The sequence below is a fragment of the Geoglobus acetivorans genome, assembly GCF_000789255.1.
GTDB classification, from domain to species: Archaea; Halobacteriota; Archaeoglobi; order Archaeoglobales; family Archaeoglobaceae; genus Geoglobus; species Geoglobus acetivorans_B.
Map to the genome: position 1 here is coordinate 433,381 of NZ_CP009552.1, position 18,872 is coordinate 452,252.

General features: G+C 45.7%; 23 protein-coding genes and 1 tRNA gene. 19 read left to right on the forward strand and 5 right to left on the reverse strand.

Annotated features, from left to right (window positions below):
* The first annotated feature begins 132 nt into the window (after window positions 1-132).
* The 8 genes from GACE_RS02520 to GACE_RS11605 all read left to right on the forward strand — a co-directional run bounded on the left by GACE_RS02520 (window position 133) and on the right by GACE_RS11605 (window position 6,871).
* On the forward strand, window positions 133-468 hold the full coding sequence (locus tag GACE_RS02520; protein WP_048090920.1) for a hypothetical protein: 336 nt from the start codon (window positions 133-135) through the stop codon (window positions 466-468).
* Window positions 469-598: 130 nt separating this feature from the next.
* Complete coding sequence (locus tag GACE_RS02525; protein ID WP_048090922.1) at window positions 599-844, forward strand: hypothetical protein; 246 nt, start codon at window positions 599-601, stop codon at window positions 842-844.
* Window positions 844-1,197: a toxin-antitoxin system TumE family protein gene (locus tag GACE_RS02530; RefSeq protein WP_052400192.1), complete on the forward strand. Its 354-nt coding sequence runs from the start codon at window positions 844-846 to the stop codon at window positions 1,195-1,197. Before GACE_RS02525 ends, GACE_RS02530 begins: the two co-directional genes overlap by 1 nt.
* A gap of 446 nt (window positions 1,198-1,643) precedes the next feature.
* Complete coding sequence (locus GACE_RS02535; protein ID WP_048093545.1) at window positions 1,644-1,892, forward strand: UPF0175 family protein; 249 nt, start codon at window positions 1,644-1,646, stop codon at window positions 1,890-1,892.
* Entirely contained in the window at window positions 1,873-2,361 is a 489-nt protein-coding gene (locus GACE_RS02540) for a DUF3368 domain-containing protein (protein ID WP_048090924.1), read from the forward strand. Before GACE_RS02535 ends, GACE_RS02540 begins: the two co-directional genes overlap by 20 nt.
* Before the next feature lie 455 nt (window positions 2,362-2,816).
* A complete protein-coding gene (locus GACE_RS02545) occupies window positions 2,817-4,901 on the forward strand; it encodes an alpha-(1->3)-arabinofuranosyltransferase domain-containing protein (RefSeq protein ID WP_202962745.1) in 2,085 nt (694 codons plus the stop codon).
* Window positions 4,902-4,967: 66 nt separating this feature from the next.
* Window positions 4,968-5,582, forward strand: coding sequence for a hypothetical protein (locus GACE_RS02550; protein WP_048090926.1), 615 nt, complete (start codon window positions 4,968-4,970; stop codon window positions 5,580-5,582).
* 374 nt (window positions 5,583-5,956) lie between these two features.
* The gene (locus tag GACE_RS11605; protein ID WP_048090927.1) at window positions 5,957-6,871 is read left to right on the forward strand and encodes a PGF-CTERM sorting domain-containing protein; all 915 of its coding nucleotides are present in this window, start codon (window positions 5,957-5,959) and stop codon (window positions 6,869-6,871) included.
* Window positions 6,872-7,141: 270 nt separating this feature from the next.
* On the opposite strand, the gene GACE_RS02560 is transcribed toward GACE_RS11605, so the two are convergent.
* The 4 genes from GACE_RS02560 to GACE_RS02575 all read right to left on the reverse strand — a co-directional run bounded on the left by GACE_RS02560 (window position 7,142) and on the right by GACE_RS02575 (window position 9,711).
* A tRNA-Ile gene (locus tag GACE_RS02560) sits at window positions 7,142-7,216 on the reverse strand.
* Between the two features lie 156 nt (window positions 7,217-7,372).
* Complete coding sequence (locus GACE_RS02565; protein WP_318249271.1) at window positions 7,373-8,143, reverse strand: sugar phosphate isomerase/epimerase family protein; 771 nt, start codon at window positions 8,141-8,143, stop codon at window positions 7,373-7,375.
* Entirely contained in the window at window positions 8,143-9,015 is an 873-nt protein-coding gene (argB, locus tag GACE_RS02570; RefSeq protein ID WP_048090929.1) for an acetylglutamate kinase, read from the reverse strand. Before argB ends, GACE_RS02565 begins: the two co-directional genes overlap by 1 nt.
* A 39-nt stretch (window positions 9,016-9,054) precedes the next feature.
* Window positions 9,055-9,711 carry an aspartate/glutamate racemase family protein gene (locus GACE_RS02575; RefSeq protein WP_048090930.1) on the reverse strand — a complete coding sequence of 219 codons (657 nt, stop codon included), beginning with the start codon at window positions 9,709-9,711 and terminating at the stop codon, window positions 9,055-9,057.
* Window positions 9,712-9,782: 71 nt separating this feature from the next.
* Between GACE_RS02575 and GACE_RS02580 the strand changes: the two genes are divergently transcribed.
* The 11 genes from GACE_RS02580 to GACE_RS02630 all read left to right on the forward strand — a co-directional run bounded on the left by GACE_RS02580 (window position 9,783) and on the right by GACE_RS02630 (window position 18,055).
* Complete coding sequence (locus tag GACE_RS02580) at window positions 9,783-10,322, forward strand: molybdopterin-dependent oxidoreductase (RefSeq protein ID WP_052400193.1); 540 nt, start codon at window positions 9,783-9,785, stop codon at window positions 10,320-10,322.
* On the forward strand, window positions 10,255-11,166 hold the full coding sequence (locus tag GACE_RS02585; protein WP_084063651.1) for an EamA family transporter: 912 nt from the start codon (window positions 10,255-10,257) through the stop codon (window positions 11,164-11,166). The genes GACE_RS02580 and GACE_RS02585 overlap by 68 nt, the downstream gene beginning before the upstream one ends.
* 15 nt (window positions 11,167-11,181) lie before the next feature.
* Window positions 11,182-12,255, forward strand: a complete 1,074-nt coding sequence (gene priS / locus GACE_RS02590; protein ID WP_052400195.1) for a DNA primase catalytic subunit PriS — start codon at window positions 11,182-11,184, stop codon at window positions 12,253-12,255.
* A gap of 2 nt (window positions 12,256-12,257) precedes the next feature.
* Window positions 12,258-12,812 (forward strand): hypothetical protein, encoded by a 555-nt coding sequence (locus tag GACE_RS02595; protein ID WP_048093552.1) that lies wholly within the window; start codon window positions 12,258-12,260, stop codon window positions 12,810-12,812.
* Window positions 12,809-13,087 (forward strand): 50S ribosomal protein L44e, encoded by a 279-nt coding sequence (locus GACE_RS02600; RefSeq protein WP_048090933.1) that lies wholly within the window; start codon window positions 12,809-12,811, stop codon window positions 13,085-13,087. The genes GACE_RS02595 and GACE_RS02600 overlap by 4 nt, the downstream gene beginning before the upstream one ends.
* Before the next feature lie 6 nt (window positions 13,088-13,093).
* A complete protein-coding gene (locus tag GACE_RS02605; RefSeq protein WP_048090934.1) occupies window positions 13,094-13,258 on the forward strand; it encodes a 30S ribosomal protein S27e in 165 nt (54 codons plus the stop codon).
* On the forward strand, window positions 13,251-13,895 hold the full coding sequence (locus GACE_RS02610; RefSeq protein ID WP_048090935.1) for an N-glycosylase/DNA lyase: 645 nt from the start codon (window positions 13,251-13,253) through the stop codon (window positions 13,893-13,895). The genes GACE_RS02605 and GACE_RS02610 overlap by 8 nt, the downstream gene beginning before the upstream one ends.
* Window positions 13,896-13,953: 58 nt before the next feature.
* Window positions 13,954-15,450 (forward strand): hydantoinase/oxoprolinase family protein, encoded by a 1,497-nt coding sequence (locus tag GACE_RS02615; protein ID WP_048090936.1) that lies wholly within the window; start codon window positions 13,954-13,956, stop codon window positions 15,448-15,450.
* Window positions 15,447-16,532, forward strand: a complete 1,086-nt coding sequence (locus GACE_RS02620) for a histone deacetylase family protein (protein WP_048090937.1) — start codon at window positions 15,447-15,449, stop codon at window positions 16,530-16,532. Before GACE_RS02615 ends, GACE_RS02620 begins: the two co-directional genes overlap by 4 nt.
* A 117-nt stretch (window positions 16,533-16,649) precedes the next feature.
* On the forward strand, window positions 16,650-17,714 hold the full coding sequence (locus GACE_RS02625) for a 4Fe-4S binding protein (RefSeq protein WP_048090938.1): 1,065 nt from the start codon (window positions 16,650-16,652) through the stop codon (window positions 17,712-17,714).
* A 74-nt stretch (window positions 17,715-17,788) separates the two neighbouring features.
* Entirely contained in the window at window positions 17,789-18,055 is a 267-nt protein-coding gene (locus tag GACE_RS02630) for a MoaD/ThiS family protein (RefSeq protein WP_052400196.1), read from the forward strand.
* Here the strand turns inward: GACE_RS02630 and GACE_RS02635 are convergent.
* Window positions 18,052-18,816 (reverse strand): ATP/GTP-binding protein, encoded by a 765-nt coding sequence (locus GACE_RS02635; protein WP_048090942.1) that lies wholly within the window; start codon window positions 18,814-18,816, stop codon window positions 18,052-18,054. The two genes, GACE_RS02630 and GACE_RS02635, sit on opposite strands and share 4 nt — an antisense overlap.
* Window positions 18,817-18,872: the final 56 nt, after the last annotated feature.

Sequence of the window (18,872 nt, forward strand, 5' to 3'; positions counted from 1 at the left end):
ATTTTATCTTCTTTATCCAAGGCCTCACTTCAAAAAGGCTTTACTTGATCGAGACAAGTCAAACCATCGATCGAATATAAAGTCGACAAAAAACCCGCTGAGGCTATCAATTACACAAAAATCAACCCCACTTTGTGGAAAGTCAAAGTTCAGGCGAAAAAGCCCTTCATGCCTTCATTTGCAGAAGCATACGATCCATTGTGGGAGGCAAGAATATACAGGGATGGTAAGCTGGTTGAGAAGGTAAAATCCATCCCATTGTATTCGGTGATAAACGGATTCTGGATCAACGAAACCGGCAACCTCGAAATAGTGATCAGATATACACCACAGGACTGGTTCGAGTGGTTTGATGATTTCCGCTACAACCTTCATCGGCTGCATAGGCTACCTATTCTACGACTGGAGAAGGGAGAAAGGAGATGGATGGACTTTGAGGTTCGGAAGAGCTTCCTAAACGAATTTTAAAGTTATGGTCTATAAAACTTCATATATCAGGAAGTTTTGAAGTTACTCACAAAGACGGAGTGTTAGCTCCCGGTTACTTATTATCTCCTATCGGGAAACATTTAATACCCAGTCAGATAAGAATTAAAACATGGCTGCTTTAAAGAGTGAATGGGTGCCTGTAATTCTCACAAAGGAGATAATTGAGCAAAAAATGGAGCTCAAAAAAATTCTTCTAAAATATGGTGTAAAAGACCCTGAAGAGATAGAGGAAAAAATTGAAAGAGGGGAACTTCCAGAGCACCCAACCTATGAAGATTTTCTTTCCGCGCTGGCCTTGAAGAATAACATTGACGAGATGAAGAAACTGGTTGGGAAGCTTATTGAGGAGATCTGATGCTCCTGAGGTATCTGACTTTTCTCAAGATAGTTAATGAAGAATTTTCTGATATGGTTGTAAATATTGAACTTCATCCGGATAGAATAAGACTGATCTTGACGGATAAATCGTGGGTAGATATTAGATATCCGGTTGAGGATAAATTCTCGTTCCACTGGCAGAGAAGTGAGAAGATATACAGAATTGACACAGCTCCTCACCACAGGAATATAAAGACATATCCGAGACACATTCATTTAGGCTCGGAAAATAATATAGTTGAGGACAATGTAACTGAAGGAGGCAAATCACCGGAAGATAACTTCAGAAGATTTATGTTATGGGTGAGAAATACTCTCCAAAATGATTAATCTTAAGGCGATTGCATAGTGATTAATGGACAGATATACCTATTACCCCCTCCCAAATTAGAGAAAGCCAGTAAAATTAACTCATACGAGGGAACCAACCCAACATGGAATGTCAAACACAACAAAACCTTTTCATGTTGTCATTTGCGGAAACATACGAAAATGGTAAAAAAAGCTGAAAACAGCCAAATCTCAGTATTCTGTCATAAACCGCCTGGATAAACGAAACCGGAAACTTGGAAATCGTAATCCGCTACAAACCCCAGGACTGGTTCGAGTTGGCTTATTAATCTCAGCCACCACTTTCGTAGGCTGCGTAGGCTACCTCTTCTACGACTGGGGAAGAGAAAGGGGATGAAGGATGCTTTGAGAGTTGAGAGGAGGATTAAGGAAGTTTGGAAAAAAGTTATTAACAGCTAAACAGTATTTTGGTTATAGGTGATGAAATGATAACCATACCTGAAGACGTGCTGGCTTCCATGAAGCTACCTGAAAAGGATAGAGAGAGGATCTTAAAGGTAGAGTTGGCTATAGCCCTCTATCGGAGGGGTGTTCTGTCCATTGGCAAGGCGAGAAAGCTTGCTGAGATGAGCAAATGGGAGTTTATGGAAGAACTTGGCAGAAGGAAAATCGAAAGGCACTATACAGAGAAGGAACTTGAGGAGGATATTGCATTTGCAAAAGGTAATAAGTAATTCTTCACCACTCATCCATCTATCAAAAATCTCAAGATTAAACCTGCTGAAAGACTTTTTTAACGAAGTAATTGTGCCGGAAGCTGTTTATAAAGAGTGTGTCGTTGAGGGCGGAGACAGAGATGATGCAAGAAAAATTGCGAAAGCAAAATGGATCAGGGTTCTAAAAATAAGGGATGAAAAGCTCAAAAGAGCTTTCATGATGGGACTTGATGAGGGTGAAGCTGAGGCAATAGTGCTTGCCTTGGAAGAATCTGCCGATCTGATCCTTTTGGATGACTATGAGGCAAGAAGAGTGGCCAGGAGTTTTGGATTGAGCGTTACCGGAACAGTAGGTATTTTAGTCAGGGCAAAGCGTGAAGGTAAAGTAGAGTGTTTAGAGGATGAGATTGAAAAGCTTATGAAAACAGGATTCTGGTTAAATAGAGAATTGTATGAAAGAATACTGGCAGAGTCGAGGGAGTTATAGGCATAATAAATCAACGTCAATAGAAACGATTAATTAATATGGGATAATAAAAATGCTCCCAGATATGGCTTGGTTTCTAATCCGATACAAAAACAACCCTCTGGAAAGTCAAAGCCAACGCTTACAGAGCCCTTCATGATCGGCTTTGCCGAAGCTTACGATCCTCTGTGGGAGGCCAGAATATACAAGGACGACTAATAGAGATGACCAAATCCATTCCGTTATACTCAGTCATAAACCGCCTGGATAAACGAAACCGGAAACTTGGAAATCGTAATCCGCTACAAACCCCAGGACTGGTTCGAGATTGGGTTGATGATTCCCGTAGCAGCGTTCATTGGCTGTACCGGTTGCCTCTTCTGCGACTGGGTGGGTGAGCGAAACGGAATGGTATGGAACGCTGGGAGAAAAAAATTAATTGGATGTTTGTGAAATTGCAGCGAGGAGGGACTGCATTGAACTGTGACAGGCGAACCTGGATTGACAATCTCGTTTACGCCGGGATGGCCCTTGCAGTAATAGTGCCCGTTTCATTCGGTAAATATCTGTTCTTGCTGGACTTTGTTCCCAGATTGAATGAATTTAAGGTTCTGGAGCAATTTTACGGGTTTACTGCCCCTGTGTACGGAGGCGGTCTGCCTGTCAGCCTAATCTCAGTTTTGATTCCTCCCTGGATTTTCCAGAAGGTCCTGCTTTTTACCATATTGTTCTTGAGCGGGTACTCGATGCACAAACTGGTAAGCACGTTTACGCAGTCGAAAACGGCCCGGTTTTATGCGGGTCTGCTGTACATGCTCAACCCCTACACATACATCAGAACCGTAGTTGGACACTGGGGCATATTACTTGCATACGCCATTCTTCCGCTGGCAATCAAATACTTTTTAGAACTTCTGGACAAAAGAGATTCGAGAAGCATAATGAAGGCCGTTCTGATAACGACTATCGTGGCGTTCAACGCCCACACGTTTTTCATGGCGTTTCTGGTTTTCTCAATCCTTTTCCTGTTCAGAGTTTACAGAGAAAAATCAGCAACTGGCTTGATAAAGCCCTTGGCAGTATTCTTTACTCTCTTTCTGGCATTGGATACCTACTGGCTGATTCCGCTGATCACAGCCCAGAGGACGACAGTACTCACCCACATTTCGACAGAGGATCTCGCAGCCTTCGCCCCCCGCATAGAATCTTTCTCGGCTCTGTTCACCTTGGCAAGCATGCACGGATTTTGGCGAGCCGGCTATCTCTATGCCAAGGATTTTCTGCCGTTCTGGTGGGTTTTCTTCGTTTTCATTCTGTTCTTGGCAGTTCACGGCTTTGTGTCTTGCTTCAGAAATGAGAGACTTTGGGTTTATGTTAGGGCCTTCGGATTGATCTGGCTTGCTGGTCTGATTCTGGCGACGGGAATAAGAAGCCCCTTTGAAGGATTTTTCAGGTTTCTCTTTGACCACATCCCCCTGATGAAGGGGATGAGGGACACGCACAAGTTCGTGACCATGCTGGCTTTGTCCTACTCCTTCCTTGGTGCTCTCGGTGTGGCTGAGATAGAGAGGGGCCTTGAGGGTCTGAAGAAAGAGAATGGTGTGAAGCTAAGGAAGGCCGCAATTGTAATCCTGTTCGTGCCATTGGTGTATTCATTCACGTTCTTCAACGGATTCGCCGGACAGATTAAACCGGCAGATTTTCCAAAGGACTGGTATGAGGTGAATGAGTTCCTGAACAAGGATAAAGATGATTTCAGGGTTCTGTTCTTACCCTGGCACCTTTACATGGACTTCCACTGGGTTCCGAATAAAGACAAACGTATAGCAAATCCCGCTCCTCTGTTCTTCGACAAGGCTGTTATCTCCGCCAAAAATATTGAGGTGTCCGGCATTTATCGGCAGATCTACTCCCCCTCTCAGCTTTACATCGACCAAATTCTGAGCAAAAGAAACGGCATAACCAACTTCGGCGAACTCGTAAGCATTTTGGGAGTCAAATACATCCTTCTTACTAAGGAAGTGGACTACAAGAGCTACTTTTTCCTGTTCAATCAGAGCGATTTGAAACTTGTTCTGGAAACTGAAAACTTCTACGTTTTCGAAAACAAACAGTTTAAGGGCAGAATTTTTTCTGTGGCCGGGACTGCATATGTCAGAAACTGGGACGAGCTGATAAAGCGGAGCAAAATGGAGGATTTAACCACAAGACTTTATGTGATTGGAAGCGGTGAGGAGGAGAATTTTGAAACCTACAGAAAACTTGAATATGAAAAGGTAAGCCCGGTAAAATACGATATCCGAGATAAACCTCTGAAATATGTTGTCTTCACGGAAGAATACTCCAAAGACTGGAAGCTCGATGGCAGAGAACCTGTGAAAGCTTATGGTGTTGTTAATGCCTATGCTGTATCTGACATTTCTGAATCAAAAGAAGTGGTCTATGAGAGATTTTACAGGGTTTGCTTACCCTCCTATATCGCTTCACTCATAACGTTTATTGGCTGTGCGGGTTACATGTTGCGCGGCTGGAAGATTGCAAGGAAAGGTCGTGTGAGGTAGGGTTTTCTGGTTTTGGGACAGCATCTAACCGAAAGTTTTTCATCATTCTGGTTTTTGGTGATGTACATGAAATCCGACCTTCTTAGGTACAGAGATGTGGCTCTGAGGGTTCTCATCATGCTCCTCATAGCGTATGTGGCTATCCTCTTTTACAAGCTTCAGAACCCGTATGCATTCCCTGGGATCGAGAGGAGATTTGCGTATACCTTAATTGCTGTTGGGACAGTGGTTATTCTTCTGTATTTCCCCTACGGGAAAGTGACAGGGCGAATTGAGGGGGGGGCATGGCATCGCAAATTCACAAGGAGTACAGTGAGTATGTACAGGCATCTGAAGTCGTTATCGACCGGCCAGAGATTTGTAATGGTTGCAGTAATTTTGCTCATGCTGGCGGCAGTTGTTCTGGCTTTCGGAAATGAAGCAGATGCCAACAGGGCGGCGATACTTTCGTATTTCATGCTCGTGGTGGGCGTTCTTAATCTGCTCATGGAGTATGTTTTGAATCCTGATGAAGATGCGCCCGACCCATATTCACGATCTCGTATGGCTCTGAGCCTTGTTCTGCTGAGCGTGGTGATATATTTTACACCAGAAATATCTGGAAAATATCCTCGTCTTTATCTCCTTCCACTGGTCTTGCTCCTACTGGCGCTTTTTCCCGGGAAGTTCAGGTCTAAATAGTACACACCTCTATCTTACAGTTCACAGGCTTTTGGGCGGATACGTTTGGCGTGTGATTGTCAGTCACAAACCCTGAATTGCTGTATGCCGAGCACACGCCTGAAGACTCCACTCCATCCCATGGAACTTTCAGCCGACCATCTTTTTTTGGTAACTTTATGGCTCTTTTCTCACTTGAGGTCTGGTGATTTTCGACACATATGGTGAAAAAGTGTCTCTGATGGTTCCATTTTTCTTTTCCTTTATAAGTTCTGTCTAAATAACCCCTGGAGTTTCCACAACTCGAAAAATTTATATAGATAATCAGGATAATATACGAACAGACCTTTGCAGATCACGTGATCTTCGTGAATTTGCTATGCGGGTGAGTTGCCATGGTATCAGACAGGGAAAAAAATCTGACAAGTGTGTTGATCACTCTGTTGATAATTGCGATGCTGATTTTGAGTCAGCCATCGACTGCGTTAATGCTCAGCGTTCAGCCCGATAAAAGCACCTACAACACGGGCGAGACTGTTACACTGACTGCCACAATCAAAATAGAAAGTAATGAGCTGCTGCCAATCCAGGATGTGAGGTTGGTACTTGTAAAGGATGGGTCGGAATACGAGAATGTGAGTTTACCAATTCAGGAAACAACTACGGATGTGCAGGGAGCAAATATCAACTTCAACGTTTCTGTAAGCTGGGCTGATGTGGGGTATGGATACGGATACGGCTATGCAAGCTACAATGGTTCCGGATACTACATGGGGTATGGTTACGGTTATGGTTACGGTTACGCCGGACAGTATACCGGAAGCGGAACTGCCACGATCAGCTACACCATCAAGTTTACGGTAAGTGCAGCAGGGAGCTACGATGCGAAACTTGTTGTAAAGGCCAATGGAAATGAGTTTGTGCAGAGCAGCTCGTTTACGGTCTCGTCTCCACCGGCTCCGACACCCACCCCGACACAGCAGCCCACTTCTGGTGGAGGATGGTTCATTCCGCTGCCGCCACCCACGCCTGAAGAGACTCCAACTCCGACACCAACACCAACGCCTGAAGCAACACCTACACCGGAAGTCACACCAACGTCAACACCATCGCCGACGCCGACTCCGGTTTCGACACCGGTAAAGACCGTTACGCCAGCACCAACTCCGACCAAGACTGTCACGCCAACACCAACACCTGAGGTAACACCAACCAAGAAACCATGGTGGCGGATCCCAGGATTCGAAGCGGTATTTGCGCTGATTGCAATAGCCACCGTAGGGGTTATGCTCAGGAGAGGCAGGAGGTAGCATACCCAGCCTCTTTTTTTATTACCAAATTTTTTTGAAATTCCGCTTTTCTGTAAAATTCTCTGCCTGCTGTCTGAGATTGTTCTGCGAAGATCTTTTTGCTTTCAGAACTCGGTTTGTTTCCTGACCTGACATATGTATGGGGCACGTTTTGATAGGACTTGGCAGGCCGCAGCCATTGTGCTGCAACTTCGATAAGTGTCTTCCTGCGGTTACGGGTTCTTCGAATTTCTGAGGTGGGTAAATCACCCCGTGGCAAAATCAGAAATATGGGCCCGCGGGGGTTTGAACCCCGGACCTTGCGCTTATCAGGCGCACGCTCTAACCAGGCTGAGCCACGGGCCCTTTTATGGCAGGATCTACCAGTTCAGTGTACCTGCGTGTGCGCCTCTGACGTCATGGTGCATGGTTGGCCTGTGTTTATAAAAGTGTTGGTAGTTCCACCCCACCGGACTTGCTGTTCTGGCCCGGAGCACATTCAGATTCGTGGGTCGGTGCCAGTCACATCCAGAAACCATGGGCATAAATGAAATCCTTTGACTCGAGAATCGCGTCCTCGTCCCTGAGCTCGAGTGTCAGATAGTTTCTGTAATTTTCAGGTATTATCGAGAAATCTATGCTGCCTGCACCGAGTTTCAGGTGTTCGTCAAAGTCACCCCTGTTATCATGGAGGTGGACGTTTATGACTCTGTCGAAGTTCTCCATGAAAAGGTCGTGTCCTGTCTTTACCGCATAATGTCCGATGTCAAATGTTAGCCAGACGTCCGTTTCGTTGATTATCCTCTCCAGACCCTTCTTTATTCCTCCCGAAATTCCTATTGTGTTCTCTATTGCTATGATCTCGTTTTCTCTGATGAATGGCAGGAATTCTTCTGTCAGAACCTTTTCATTGTGTCTGTCGAACCATTCTTCCCGGAAAATAAACCCCCTCGATGTGATGAATCCGGGATTCCATCCGATATGGACTGTAACTACCTTTGCCTCGCTTTTTTCAGCAAAATACAGCGTTTTTCCAAGCTCTTCGTAACTGGCCTGCCTGGCAACATCGCTTATTGCGAGAAAGTTGGTGGTTATCGCTGGAGCGTGTATCAGCACGTCCACCTCGTAGCTCATGGAAAGCTCGGAAACCTGCTGTGGGTGAATTGCAGAGTAGTGATAATGAGGGTGATCCATCAAAAGCTCCACATGGTTGAAGCCATTATTTGCCGCAAACTCAAATGCCTGCTCTAAGCTGTGTTCAACATCGGGCTGAAAACCTAGCATCATTGTCATCACCGGTGGACCATGGTTCCTATCCCCTCCTTTGTAAACAGCTCAAGAAGAATTGAGTGTTCAATTGAGCCGTTTATTATGTGCACTTTTTCCACACCGCTTTTCAGGGCGTTCAGTGCAGCTTCCGCTTTGGGTATCATGCCTCCCGAGAGCATGCCCGCTTTCAGAAGATTTTCAAGCTCTTTCGCGCTCATTTTAGATATGAACGAGCTTTCATCGTTCACATCCCTGTAAATTCCGTTGACGTCTGTGAGCATGATCATTTTCTTGGCCCTGAGCGCTCCGGCAACATCACCTGCCACCACGTCTGCATTCATATTGTATATGTTGCCGTTTAGATCTGCAGCGACCGGCGATATGACTGGAATGAACCCGTTGTCTATCAGAATTTCCAGAATTCTGGGATTTACGTATTCGGTTTCGCCAACGTAGCCAAGGTCCACCTCGACCTCACTCTCACCAATTCTCTTCTTCACCTTCTTTTTTCTTGCTATGACAAGCAGACCGTCTTTACCTGAGATTCCAACGGCTTTTGCACCGTTCTTTATGAAATATGAGATTATCTTCGAATTTATTTTTCCATCGAGAACCATCTCCACTATTTCTATCGTATCTTCGTCTGTTATCCTCAATCCGTCGATGAATTTTGGCTTTATGCCGAATTTTTCCATTTTCTCGCTTATCTCCGGCCCCCCTCCATGCACGACCACGGGTTTAATGCCGACAAAATAGAGCAGCATTATGTCTCTCACGGTCTGTTCGAGCCTCTCATCGCTGACCATTGCATGGCCCCCTATCTTGATTACCATTGTCTGACCGTGGAATTCCTTGATATACGGGAGGGCTTCAAGAAGGGTGCTCACCTTTTCCATGGTTCCGGATACCTGTGATTTAATAAAAAGATTGTTGATTCATTCAATGGCTTTTCTCAGTATCAGTTTGACATGCTCTCTGGCAGAATCTATCACCCTCATTTTCACGTCTCCTTCACCGATGGCGATCGGGAGTTCAGTGCATCCGAGAATTACAGCATCGGCATCGTATTTGTTGATAATCTCCACGAGCCTCTTTTTTCTCCGCAAGTTTCCAAAAACGAGGTCTTCGAAGATTATTGAATGGATCTCATCCACCTCGTCTGGAATTGTGACCTCAAATCCGGATTTTTCAAGCTCCTTTCTGTAGAATTCTTCTTTCATGGTTGTTCTGGTTCCTGTGAGGAGCAGCCTTTTCGCTCCGATCTCTTCTGCCCTTCCAGCCACCGCATCGATTATGCTTACGAAGTCGGAGTCTGCAATCTCCTTAAGCTCTGGAAGGACTTTGTGCGGTGTGTTGGATGCGATTGCGAGCAGCTCTGCTCCTGCCCTTTCAAGTGATTTTACTGCACTGCTGAGAATCTTTAACCTTGTCTCCCAGTCAGAATTAAGAAATTCGGAGAAGTTGATGCTGTATATCACCACTTCCGGATAAACGTTGCTTTCAAAGTTCTCTCTCGAAAGCCGGATGAACTCCCGGTAGTAATACAGGGTGGACTCGGGACTCAGTCCACCAATAATTCCAATTCTTTTCATGAGCTTGAATTTTTCGCCACACTAAATATATTTTGGGATAAGGTTAAATGCAAAAATGTCCTATCCTGTGCATGCTCCCACCCGGACAGTTTGAAGAGGAAAAGCTCAGAGTGCTTAATATCTCATCCGTCCCAGAAATTGATGCTGATGATTACATGCTCAGAATTGGTGGATGTGTGGATAGTGAACTCGAACTTTCCTACGGGGACTTGCTGGAAATGAGACAGGTTGAGGTCGAAATTCCTGCACACTGCGTTGAGGGATGGAGCGTTACAGGGTTGAAATGGGGAGGGGTTCCGGTTGAGGAGATAATTTCTCTTTCCCGCCCTGCTGAAGCGAAATTCGTCCTTTTGAAGTGTATCGATGGATACACTACCTGCGTATCTCTGGACTATTTCCAGCGAGGAATTTTTGCCCTCAGACTGAACGGACAGACAATTCCTCCCGAACACGGGTATCCTGTCAGGGCGGTAATTCCAGACCTGTATTTCTGGAAGAGTGCAAAGTGGGTGGGAGAAGTGGAATTTCTCGAGGAGTACGTGGATGGGTACTGGGAGAGCAGGGGTTATCACAGCGTGGGTGATGCATGGCTTGAGCAGAGAAGGAAGTGACAGGACAAAGTGGATTGTTCTCACTTTCACGATAATTTTCTGGGGTCTTGCATTCACGGCTATCAAACATGCCGTCCAGAAGCTCAGCCCCTTCGAGCTTGCGTTTCTGAGGTTTCTGGTTGCCGATCTTCTTTTTATACTGACCGTGTTTTTGAAGGGATACAGAATCAGGAGGAAAGATATCCCCACGGTTTTCGTTCTTGGCTTTTTTGGGGTTACCGTCTATCACGTGTGCCTGAATGCAGGGGAGATGTACATCCCGTCGGGAATCGCCAGCCTCATCATCTCCACAGCTCCGGTATTCGTTCTTGTTCTCTCTGCCGTGTTTTTGAAGGAAGGGATAACTTACAGGAAGGTGGCGGGCATAGCGATTGCTCTGGTTGGTGTTTATGTTCTCTCGAGACCTGATAGTGCTGGACATCTGGTTGGAGTTCTTCTTGTACTGATTTCCACGATTTCTGCGGCAATATACACCGTTCTCGGCAAATCCACCCTGAAAAGGTATTCTTCAGGAGTTTTGACGTCCTACGTAATGCTCTTTGGCTCTGTGCCTCTCGCCATCTTTGCACCCTCTTCGTTCGAGAAGCTTCTGGAGCTTGATGCAGTCACCATTCTTTCGGTTGTTTTTCTGGGCGTATTTTCAACATATCTTGCATATCAGGGATGGTATTACGTCCTGAAAAGGGAGGAAGCGTCGAGAGCATCGGTCTTTCTCAATGCAATTCCTGTGGTTTCCATAGTGGCAGGCAGCCTTCTTTTGTCCGAACCGGTAACTCTATCGACTCTGGCTGGAGGGACGATGATACTTGCTGGAATTCTCATGGTGCTGAGGGCAAAAAGTTAAAACCAATTGCCATACATGCCTTTTGTGGATACAATAACCAAATCCTACCTGAAACAGAAATTTTCGGATTACTATTCCAGAAATGAGGTTTACACCCCTGAGAGATTTGAGACCAGAGAATGGGCTTTTGTAAGCGTCGATTCCATTCCTGAATTTATCATGCACAGGCACATTGCATTCCAGAGCGAAATCGAACTCAGAGGCTATCTTATTAAAAACACACCGCTCCATGCATATTTCTCATCTGCATACTACGAAAAGCCGGATGCGGAAAAAATGGACGATAAGATGTGGAAGGGTGCAGACCTCATATTCGACATTGATGCAGACCACCTGCCTAAGGGTGGACTTGAGGAGGCGAAAAAGCAGATTGTAAGGCTTTATGATCTGCTGGAATCTGATTTCGGGATTGAGGATATGATGCTTGTGTTCTCGGGAGGAAGGGGATATCACATACACGTCCATGATGAGGAATTCCTCGCTCTCGGCTCCGCTGAGAGAAGAGAGATTGTGGACTATGTATCTCTTAACGGAGTTTCGTACGATAATCTCATGCTTCAGTCAACCCAGTATTCCAGGGTGTCTGGCTGCATTGCAAAAATACTTGAGAATGCAATAAAAAGAGACATGCTTACTGAAATTTTCAGGATAAAGAAGAAAACTGCCGAAAATCTGAAGGATATTTTTGCCAGAAACAGGGAGAAAATATACTCTGGAGACTTCAGGACCTTGCCCAGAACCGTCAGAAAATCAATGGAGATGGTTTTTGAAAAGTGTGTGGATGCAGTACGGATTCACGTGGATCCGCCCGTTACCGCTGACGTGAAAAGGTTGATCAGACTGCCCGGGTCGCTCCACGGGAAAACGTCTTTGAGAGTTACACCTCTCGCCAGAGATGAGATTGAGGAATTCGAACCATTCAGAGATGCTGTCGTGTTTGGGGATGAGCAGGTTAGAGTCAGAGTGCTCAGCAATGTAAAGTTTAAATTGAAAGGCGAAGTATTCAGGCTCAGGGCGGGCAGACATGAGCTGCCGGAATATGCAGCAGTATTCCTGATATGCAGGAACAGAGCACTGTACGGGTGGTGATCGTGAATATTGACGATCTGCTGATACTGATTGAGAAGAGCAGAGAAAAGATTGAGAAAATAGAGGAAGACCTCTATTTCAGAATAAAGGAGCGAATCGACGAGCTTAATCAGCTCAAAAAAGAAGCGGATGACGATGAATTTACGAAAATCGATGAGGAGCTGAGGACACTCAAAAGAATTCAGAAAAGGATTTTCGAGATGAGGACTTTCAAGATAATCAAACTTGCCTGGGCAGACATTTGCGAGACGGAAAGCGGGATCGAGGGCAGGGAAAATCTGATTGAGGTTGAGAGAGAGTTTTACAGAAAGCTGAGAGACCTTCTGACCGACTTCCGGAAATCGGTTATTGAAGGTCAGCCCGTTCACGAGTCAGCGGAAGAATTGCCTGATTCTGAGAGGGTTCTGGTAAGAGTAAGGCAGGATGTGCCTGAATTCGAGGGTGTTGATGGAAAAACATATAAATTGAGAAGGGAGGATGTGGTATTGATTCCCTCCCTTAATGCTAACGCGTTAATCAAAAGCGGAGTTGCTGAAAAAATAGAGGTGAAAAGATGAAGTATCCGAAAAAGGTCAAGACATATTGCAGATACTGCAACAAGCATACTGTTCATGAAGTGGAAAGGGTAAGCAAGGGCAGGCAGAGTTCGCTCAGATGGATTAACAGGCAGAAGAAGAGGAAAGGCAAGGTTGGCAACCTCGGAAAGTTCAGCAAGGTTCCTGGTGGAGATAAGCCAACAAAGAAGGTGAACATCAGATGGAGATGCACCGAGTGCGGTAAGGCAGAACATCGCCCCACCTGGAGAGCCAAGAGGTTTGAACTTGTGGGGTGATGCGGCATGAACAGGTTCCTGAAGGTGAAGTGTCCGGACTGTGAGAATGAGCAGGTTGTGTTTGAGAGAGCATCCACATACGTGAAGTGCCTCGTTTGCGGGAGAACCCTCCTTGAGCCGACCGGAGGGAAGGCGAGACTGAAAGCAGAGGTGCTTCAGGCATTTGTCTGAACCTGTTCTTTCTTTAATTTCTTCCATTGAAGAGGTTGAAAATCAGGCTGGCCATGTTATTTCAGAGAGAATTGGGCAGTTTCTCGATCTGAACAGAAAGGGTAATGAAGAATGGTTTTCCGAGCTGTGTTTTTGTATTCTCACTGCCAACAGCTCTGCTGAGCTTGGCATAAAAATTCAGAACGAAATTGGGGATGGATTTCTTTATCTGTCTGAAGGCGAACTTGAAAAAGAGCTGAAAAGGCTGGGACACAGATTCTGGAGGACGAGAGCGGAATTCATTGTCAGGGCAAGGAAATTTTCCAGGATCAGAGACATCGTGGTAGATAGCATCGAGAGCAGTGGTGTGATTGAAGCGAGAGAGTGGCTTGTCAAAAACATTAAGGGCATAGGCTATAAAGAGGCCAGCCACTTTCTCAGGAACGTCGGTTATTTTGACCTTGCAATTCTCGACAGGCACATTCTTGCTGTGATGCACAAATATGGCATACTTGATGAGATTCCGAAAACCCTAACGAAGAAGAGGTACCTTGAGATCGAGCAGAAGTTTGTTGAGATAGCTGATCTGGCCGGAATGAAGCCGGGAATCCTTGATCTTTATGTGTGGTATATGCGAACAGGCAGGGTGCTTAAATAGTGTATATAAAAACTCAAATTCAGCAACTTTAAATAATGGGAATTTGACTCAGTGATGGATGATAGTGGGTATAGATGTCGGGGGGACAAATACCGATGTAGCGTTTCTCTCAGAAAATCAGGTTAAAACCTTCAAATTTCCAAATGAGTACGGTGTTGAAAACATTCTGGACAGGATTTCCAGAGAGGTGGACATTAAGCGGTCCAGATTGATCATAAGCACGTCTGTCCCTCTCAATGCCCTTACAAGCGAGTTTGACAGGATAAAGGTTTTGTCTCTCGTTTTTCCCGGTCCCGGACTGGATTACAGCCGTTATGGCATCGTCCTGAGGGGTTACGTCAATCACAGGGGCATTTATGTTGAGGAGATTGACGAGGATGAGATTGTAAAGGCTCTGGAAAGTGGAGAATATGATGCGCTGGCAATCTCGTCAAAGTTTTCGATAAGAAATCCGGTTATAGAACACAAGGTTTCGGAGGTGGCCAGGAGGTTCATAGATGGAGACAGGATAGCCCTGAGCCACCACGTTGGCCTGATAAACTTTCCCCTGAGGATAAATACCACAATTCTGAATGCAAAGATCGCTGAAAAGGTTAAAAAACTCACGGAGAGTGTTAAGGAGATCAAAGAGGAATTTTTCTATTACAAGGGGGATGGCGGAATAATACCCTGGCAGATAGCCCTGAGAAATCCTTTGGAACTTTACAACTCGAGTCCAGCGGCGGTGGCTTACGGAGCGTATTTTCTGACAGGAATTAAGGATGCTCTCGTCATTGATATTGGAGGAACGACGACAGATTTCGTTCTTTTGAAAGAAGGGGCACCGGAAGTTGAGGAAAAGGTGGAAATCAATGGTATGAGGACCCATGTGAGGTGTGTGAGGAGCCTTTCACTTCCCTATGGAGGGGATAGCCTCTACAGCGGTTCTTTGATGCCATACAGGGATGGGAAATCCGTGGCTTTTGGAGGAGACGCCCCGACCCTGACAGACCTGCTCAATGCTCTGGGGGCAGAGATTGGAAGCTTCCAGAGGTCGAGGGAAAAGGTTGGAAGGGAAGAGGCAGAAAGAGAGGTTGAAAAGTATGTGAATTCCGTAGCTGAGGTCGTCAGGAATTATCCGGCAAAGACGATAATCGGAACGGGATATCTCGCCCAGCACCTTGTTCCCAGAATTGCTGAGGCAGCGGGGAAGAGGTACACAATACCCGAGCATTACGGCTCGGCAAATGCCGTGGGTGTTGCGGTATCAAGGATAAGTCTCACGCTCTATGCCAGATTCGATACCGAGAGGAGGTTAGCAATATTCAACGGAGAGGTAGATCAGGAGCAGTTTGAGAGCATATCCGGGCATCCGGATGATGAGGAGCTTGTGGAACTTGCGATTGAGAGAGCTAAAGAACTGGCTTTGAAATATGGTGCAAATGAAAGAGATCTTGCAGACATAGATGTTATGTATTTCAACTCGTTCAATATAGTCAAGGGGGGCATAAAAAGAGGCAAGATTGTCGATGTTATCGTTCAGATAAAGCCGGGATTGTGTTGTGATGTGCTATGAAAACCGGGATCGTTTACCATCCTAAATATCTGGAGCATGAACAGTCGCCAACTCACCCTGAGAGAAGGGAGAGACTCGCATACACTCTGGATCAGCTCATGGAGGAGGGTATCTTTGACCTCGAAAATATTGTCCTTCTCGAGCCTTTTGAAGCTGAGATTCAGGACGTGCTGGAGGTTCATACGAGAGAGTATGTTGACTTTCTGATTAAGACGAGTGAAACAGGGGGTTTCATCGATCTGGACACCAATGTGCCTGTCGGTCTTGTTGATGTGGCTCTGCTGGCTGCTGGAGGTGCAATAAGGGCTGCACAGGCTGTTATCGAATCAGAGGTTGACAACGCATTTGCAATGATTCGTCCACCAGGGCATCATGCAAAGCCCCACACCGGTGCCGGTTTCTGCTACCTCAACAACATGGCCATCATGGTCAGGTGGATTCAGAAAAAGGGCTTCCGGAAGGTGGCGATAATTGACTGGGATGCTCATCATGGGGACGGAACACAGGAGATATTTTATGACGATGATTCAGTTCTCTTCATCTCCACTCACCAGATGCCGCTGTATCCTGGAACAGGGTATCCGTACGAAACCGGAAAGGGTTGCGGTGAGGGATACACGATTAACGTACCTCTGCCTCCAGGTACGTCTGATGAGGGCTATTTCTACGTTTTTGAGAAGGTTATCGAGCCGGTCATCCGGGAATTTGAGCCCGACTTCATTGCGGTATCTGCCGGACAGGACAATCACTTCACCGACCCGATAACGGGCCTCGCACTGACTGCAAAAGGTTATGCCGAGATAATGAAGAGAGCCGTAAATCTTGCCAGCGAGCTTTGCGAGGGAAGGATCGTTACCGTTCTGGAAGGTGGATACAGTGTTGAGCATGCCCTTCCATACACGAATCTTGGAATAATCGCTGCTATGGCTGGGATGGATATTTCAAACATTCGGGAGCCAGAAAACTACCTGTCTGAACTCAGGTGGAGAAAGAAATACTATGCTACCGACAGGGTTGTGGAAAATGTTGAAGAGGTCAGGAAAATTCATTCGAAATACTGGGAATGTTTTGGGGATGATTAATCGTTTTTTAATTCCCCTAAATCACTATTAATTGTTTATTAATTCATTTGTATTTATTTGTTTGCAACTTTGTGCAATACCGCAAATATTAAATACAAAAATCTGTTCGCAAAAAACATGACAGTTTCCTTTAAGCCAGAATACTGCACGGGATGTGGGTTATGTGAAGTGACGTGCCCGAAATCGGCAATAAACGTCATCAAAACCGTTTCAGGTTATCACGCTGATATTGAGGGTTGCATTGACTGTGGTGTTTGCACAGTTTACTGCCAGTATGGTGCGCTGACACTTGAAACCTCACCTTTCAGCCAGATTCTTGACAGGATAAAATATTCCAAGACAGAAGTTAACTTTGAAAACTGTGTTTTTTGTGGAAAATGTGCTGAGAACTGTCCCAGGGGTGCAATCGACGTTGAAAAAAGACTTGAGAAGGACAGGGTCAGGCTCGGTTATGTTCGCATTGGAGAGGGGTGCATTCAGTGCAGGAACTGTGTGATGTTCTGCCCCACCGATGCCGTCAGAATAGTCAGGGGGAGGCCTGAGATTGACGAGAGTAAGTGTATTTACTGCCAGATCTGTCAGGGTGTCTGTCCCAAGGATGTTATTGAGATCCACTGTGATTCCTGTAAGGTCAAGTTCGAGTATGCTGTCTCCGGACACGTGGACGTTGATATTGGCTGTTCTCTCTGCGGAACGTGTGAAGAGGTCTGTGAGTTTGATGCCATTCATGTTAACAGAATATTCGAGGGAGAGCAGAGCTTTGATGGAGACAGGTGCCTTGGGGATGAATGCACGATCTGCATAAACGTCTGTCCAAACAGTGCGATATCATACGAATATGGAGCCGGGAAGATTGTTGCGTTCGATGACTCATGCAATTTCTGTGGCAAGTGTGAAAAGTACTGTCCGGGGAATGCGATAGAGATTGAAAGGTTCGTCTCCGAAAGGTATGAGGAAATCCATCTTCCGGGGAAGATAAGTGATTATCACGAGATTCATCCGGTCATAGAGGTCAGTAGCAAGTGCATAGGATGCCATTTCTGCGAATCTGTCTGTAAAATTGCTAAGGAAATCAACCTGTCTGAAGTCAGGGGTGAGGTCGAACCTGAGAGCTGCACAGCATGCGGGCTGTGTGAGAGTGTTTGCCCGATGGATGCCATAGTTGTCAGGGAGAAGCTGTAATTCTCCGTATTTTCTTATTTTTATTGCCAGAGGATGTGATAAAGTCTAAATAAATGAATAGCCAATCTTGCAGTATGGTTGTGATAGAATTATTTGCAACCCTGAGAGAGAGATACGGGAAGAGAGTTGAGGTTGAGGCGGAGGATTTTGAAGGGGCTATAAGGAAAGCATCTGAGGTTTTTGGTGAGAGCTTTTACAGCGAGGTTTTTGAAGAGGATGGTTCGATCAGGGATGACAGAATAGTTCTCATAAATGGCAGAAACGTTAAGGATCTTGAAAAAATGCCGAAGCTGAAAAAAGAAGATAAGATAAGTATATTTCCTCCGATCGCCGGTGGTTAGTACCTTATGCTCTCGAGGTCCTCCCCGCTGAAATAAATCTCCTGAATGATGTCGTATATGTCGTCCATTCCGTAACCGCTTACTGAAGAAACCGGGATGATGGGCCTGATCAGTCCGAGGTCCTTCAGGACGTGGAACAGATCTCTTGAAAGGCTTTTTTCCTCCTGAATATCGTCATAAAGCGATTCCGGGTCATCGCTCCAGCCCGTAATCTTTCTCAGCGTGTGTTCGGGCAGGAGGTCTGACTTGCTCAGAACAGGGATCTGTGGTATGTTGAGTCTCAGTATTGCCGAGGAATACAGGAAGATCATGGAGATGTATCCTGATGGGTACTGGGAGATTACGGGATCGAAAAGGAACACTGAAACGGAATTATTCACACCGAAAGTTCTCAGAATTATTTCTCCGCTGCTTCTCATCGTGAAAAGTTCCATCTGTCCGGGAGTGTCGACAAGGACGTACTCTGCGCTGTAAAGGTCGAGATCATCGATTATATCCTGGGCCCTTGTGGCAATGAGATCTGCTGAGATTATCTGAGCGCCGTTTGGCCCGACACTGTACTTTTCCATGATGTCCGATACGGTAAACCACTCTCTCACGTCGACATCCGGCTCGTATGGGAGATAATCAGCACCGGGATCGAGATTGACAATGGCATGGTCTATTTTTTTAAAGTCGAGGTAATCTGAAAAAGCCTTGGTGAAATACGATTTTCCGCTACCGGCAGTTCCCACGGCGAATACAAAAATTCTCTCTTCCATGCTCTGTTTATGGGCTACAAACTTTAAAAATGTATACCTTAACGATTAATAGTCTG

What these genes read in the sequence shown, in the direction of transcription:
- GACE_RS02525 (WP_048090922.1), top strand. Translation starts at nt 599, where the DNA reads ATGGCTGCTTTAAAGAGTGAATGGGTGCCTGTAATTCTCACAAAGGAG.
- GACE_RS02530 (WP_052400192.1), top strand. Translation starts at nt 844, where the DNA reads ATGCTCCTGAGGTATCTGACTTTTCTCAAGATAGTTAATGAAGAATTT.
- GACE_RS02535 (WP_048093545.1), top strand. Translation starts at nt 1,644, where the DNA reads ATGATAACCATACCTGAAGACGTGCTGGCTTCCATGAAGCTACCTGAA.
- GACE_RS02550 (WP_048090926.1), top strand. Translation starts at nt 4,968, where the DNA reads ATGAAATCCGACCTTCTTAGGTACAGAGATGTGGCTCTGAGGGTTCTC.
- GACE_RS11605 (WP_048090927.1), top strand. Translation starts at nt 5,957, where the DNA reads ATGGTATCAGACAGGGAAAAAAATCTGACAAGTGTGTTGATCACTCTG.
- GACE_RS02565 (WP_318249271.1), bottom strand. Translation starts at nt 8,143, where the DNA reads ATGACAATGATGCTAGGTTTTCAGCCCGATGTTGAACACAGCTTAGAG.
- argB (WP_048090929.1), bottom strand. Translation starts at nt 9,015, where the DNA reads ATGGAAAAGGTGAGCACCCTTCTTGAAGCCCTCCCGTATATCAAGGAA.
- GACE_RS02575 (WP_048090930.1), bottom strand. Translation starts at nt 9,711, where the DNA reads ATGAAAAGAATTGGAATTATTGGTGGACTGAGTCCCGAGTCCACCCTG.
- GACE_RS02580 (WP_052400193.1), top strand. Translation starts at nt 9,783, where the DNA reads ATGCTCCCACCCGGACAGTTTGAAGAGGAAAAGCTCAGAGTGCTTAAT.
- GACE_RS02585 (WP_084063651.1), top strand. Translation starts at nt 10,255, where the DNA reads ATGGGTACTGGGAGAGCAGGGGTTATCACAGCGTGGGTGATGCATGGC.
- priS (WP_052400195.1), top strand. Translation starts at nt 11,182, where the DNA reads ATGCCTTTTGTGGATACAATAACCAAATCCTACCTGAAACAGAAATTT.
- GACE_RS02600 (WP_048090933.1), top strand. Translation starts at nt 12,809, where the DNA reads ATGAAGTATCCGAAAAAGGTCAAGACATATTGCAGATACTGCAACAAG.
- GACE_RS02605 (WP_048090934.1), top strand. Translation starts at nt 13,094, where the DNA reads ATGAACAGGTTCCTGAAGGTGAAGTGTCCGGACTGTGAGAATGAGCAG.
- GACE_RS02615 (WP_048090936.1), top strand. Translation starts at nt 13,954, where the DNA reads ATGATAGTGGGTATAGATGTCGGGGGGACAAATACCGATGTAGCGTTT.
- GACE_RS02620 (WP_048090937.1), top strand. Translation starts at nt 15,447, where the DNA reads ATGAAAACCGGGATCGTTTACCATCCTAAATATCTGGAGCATGAACAG.
- GACE_RS02625 (WP_048090938.1), top strand. Translation starts at nt 16,650, where the DNA reads ATGACAGTTTCCTTTAAGCCAGAATACTGCACGGGATGTGGGTTATGT.
- GACE_RS02630 (WP_052400196.1), top strand. Translation starts at nt 17,789, where the DNA reads ATGGTTGTGATAGAATTATTTGCAACCCTGAGAGAGAGATACGGGAAG.
- GACE_RS02635 (WP_048090942.1), bottom strand. Translation starts at nt 18,816, where the DNA reads ATGGAAGAGAGAATTTTTGTATTCGCCGTGGGAACTGCCGGTAGCGGA.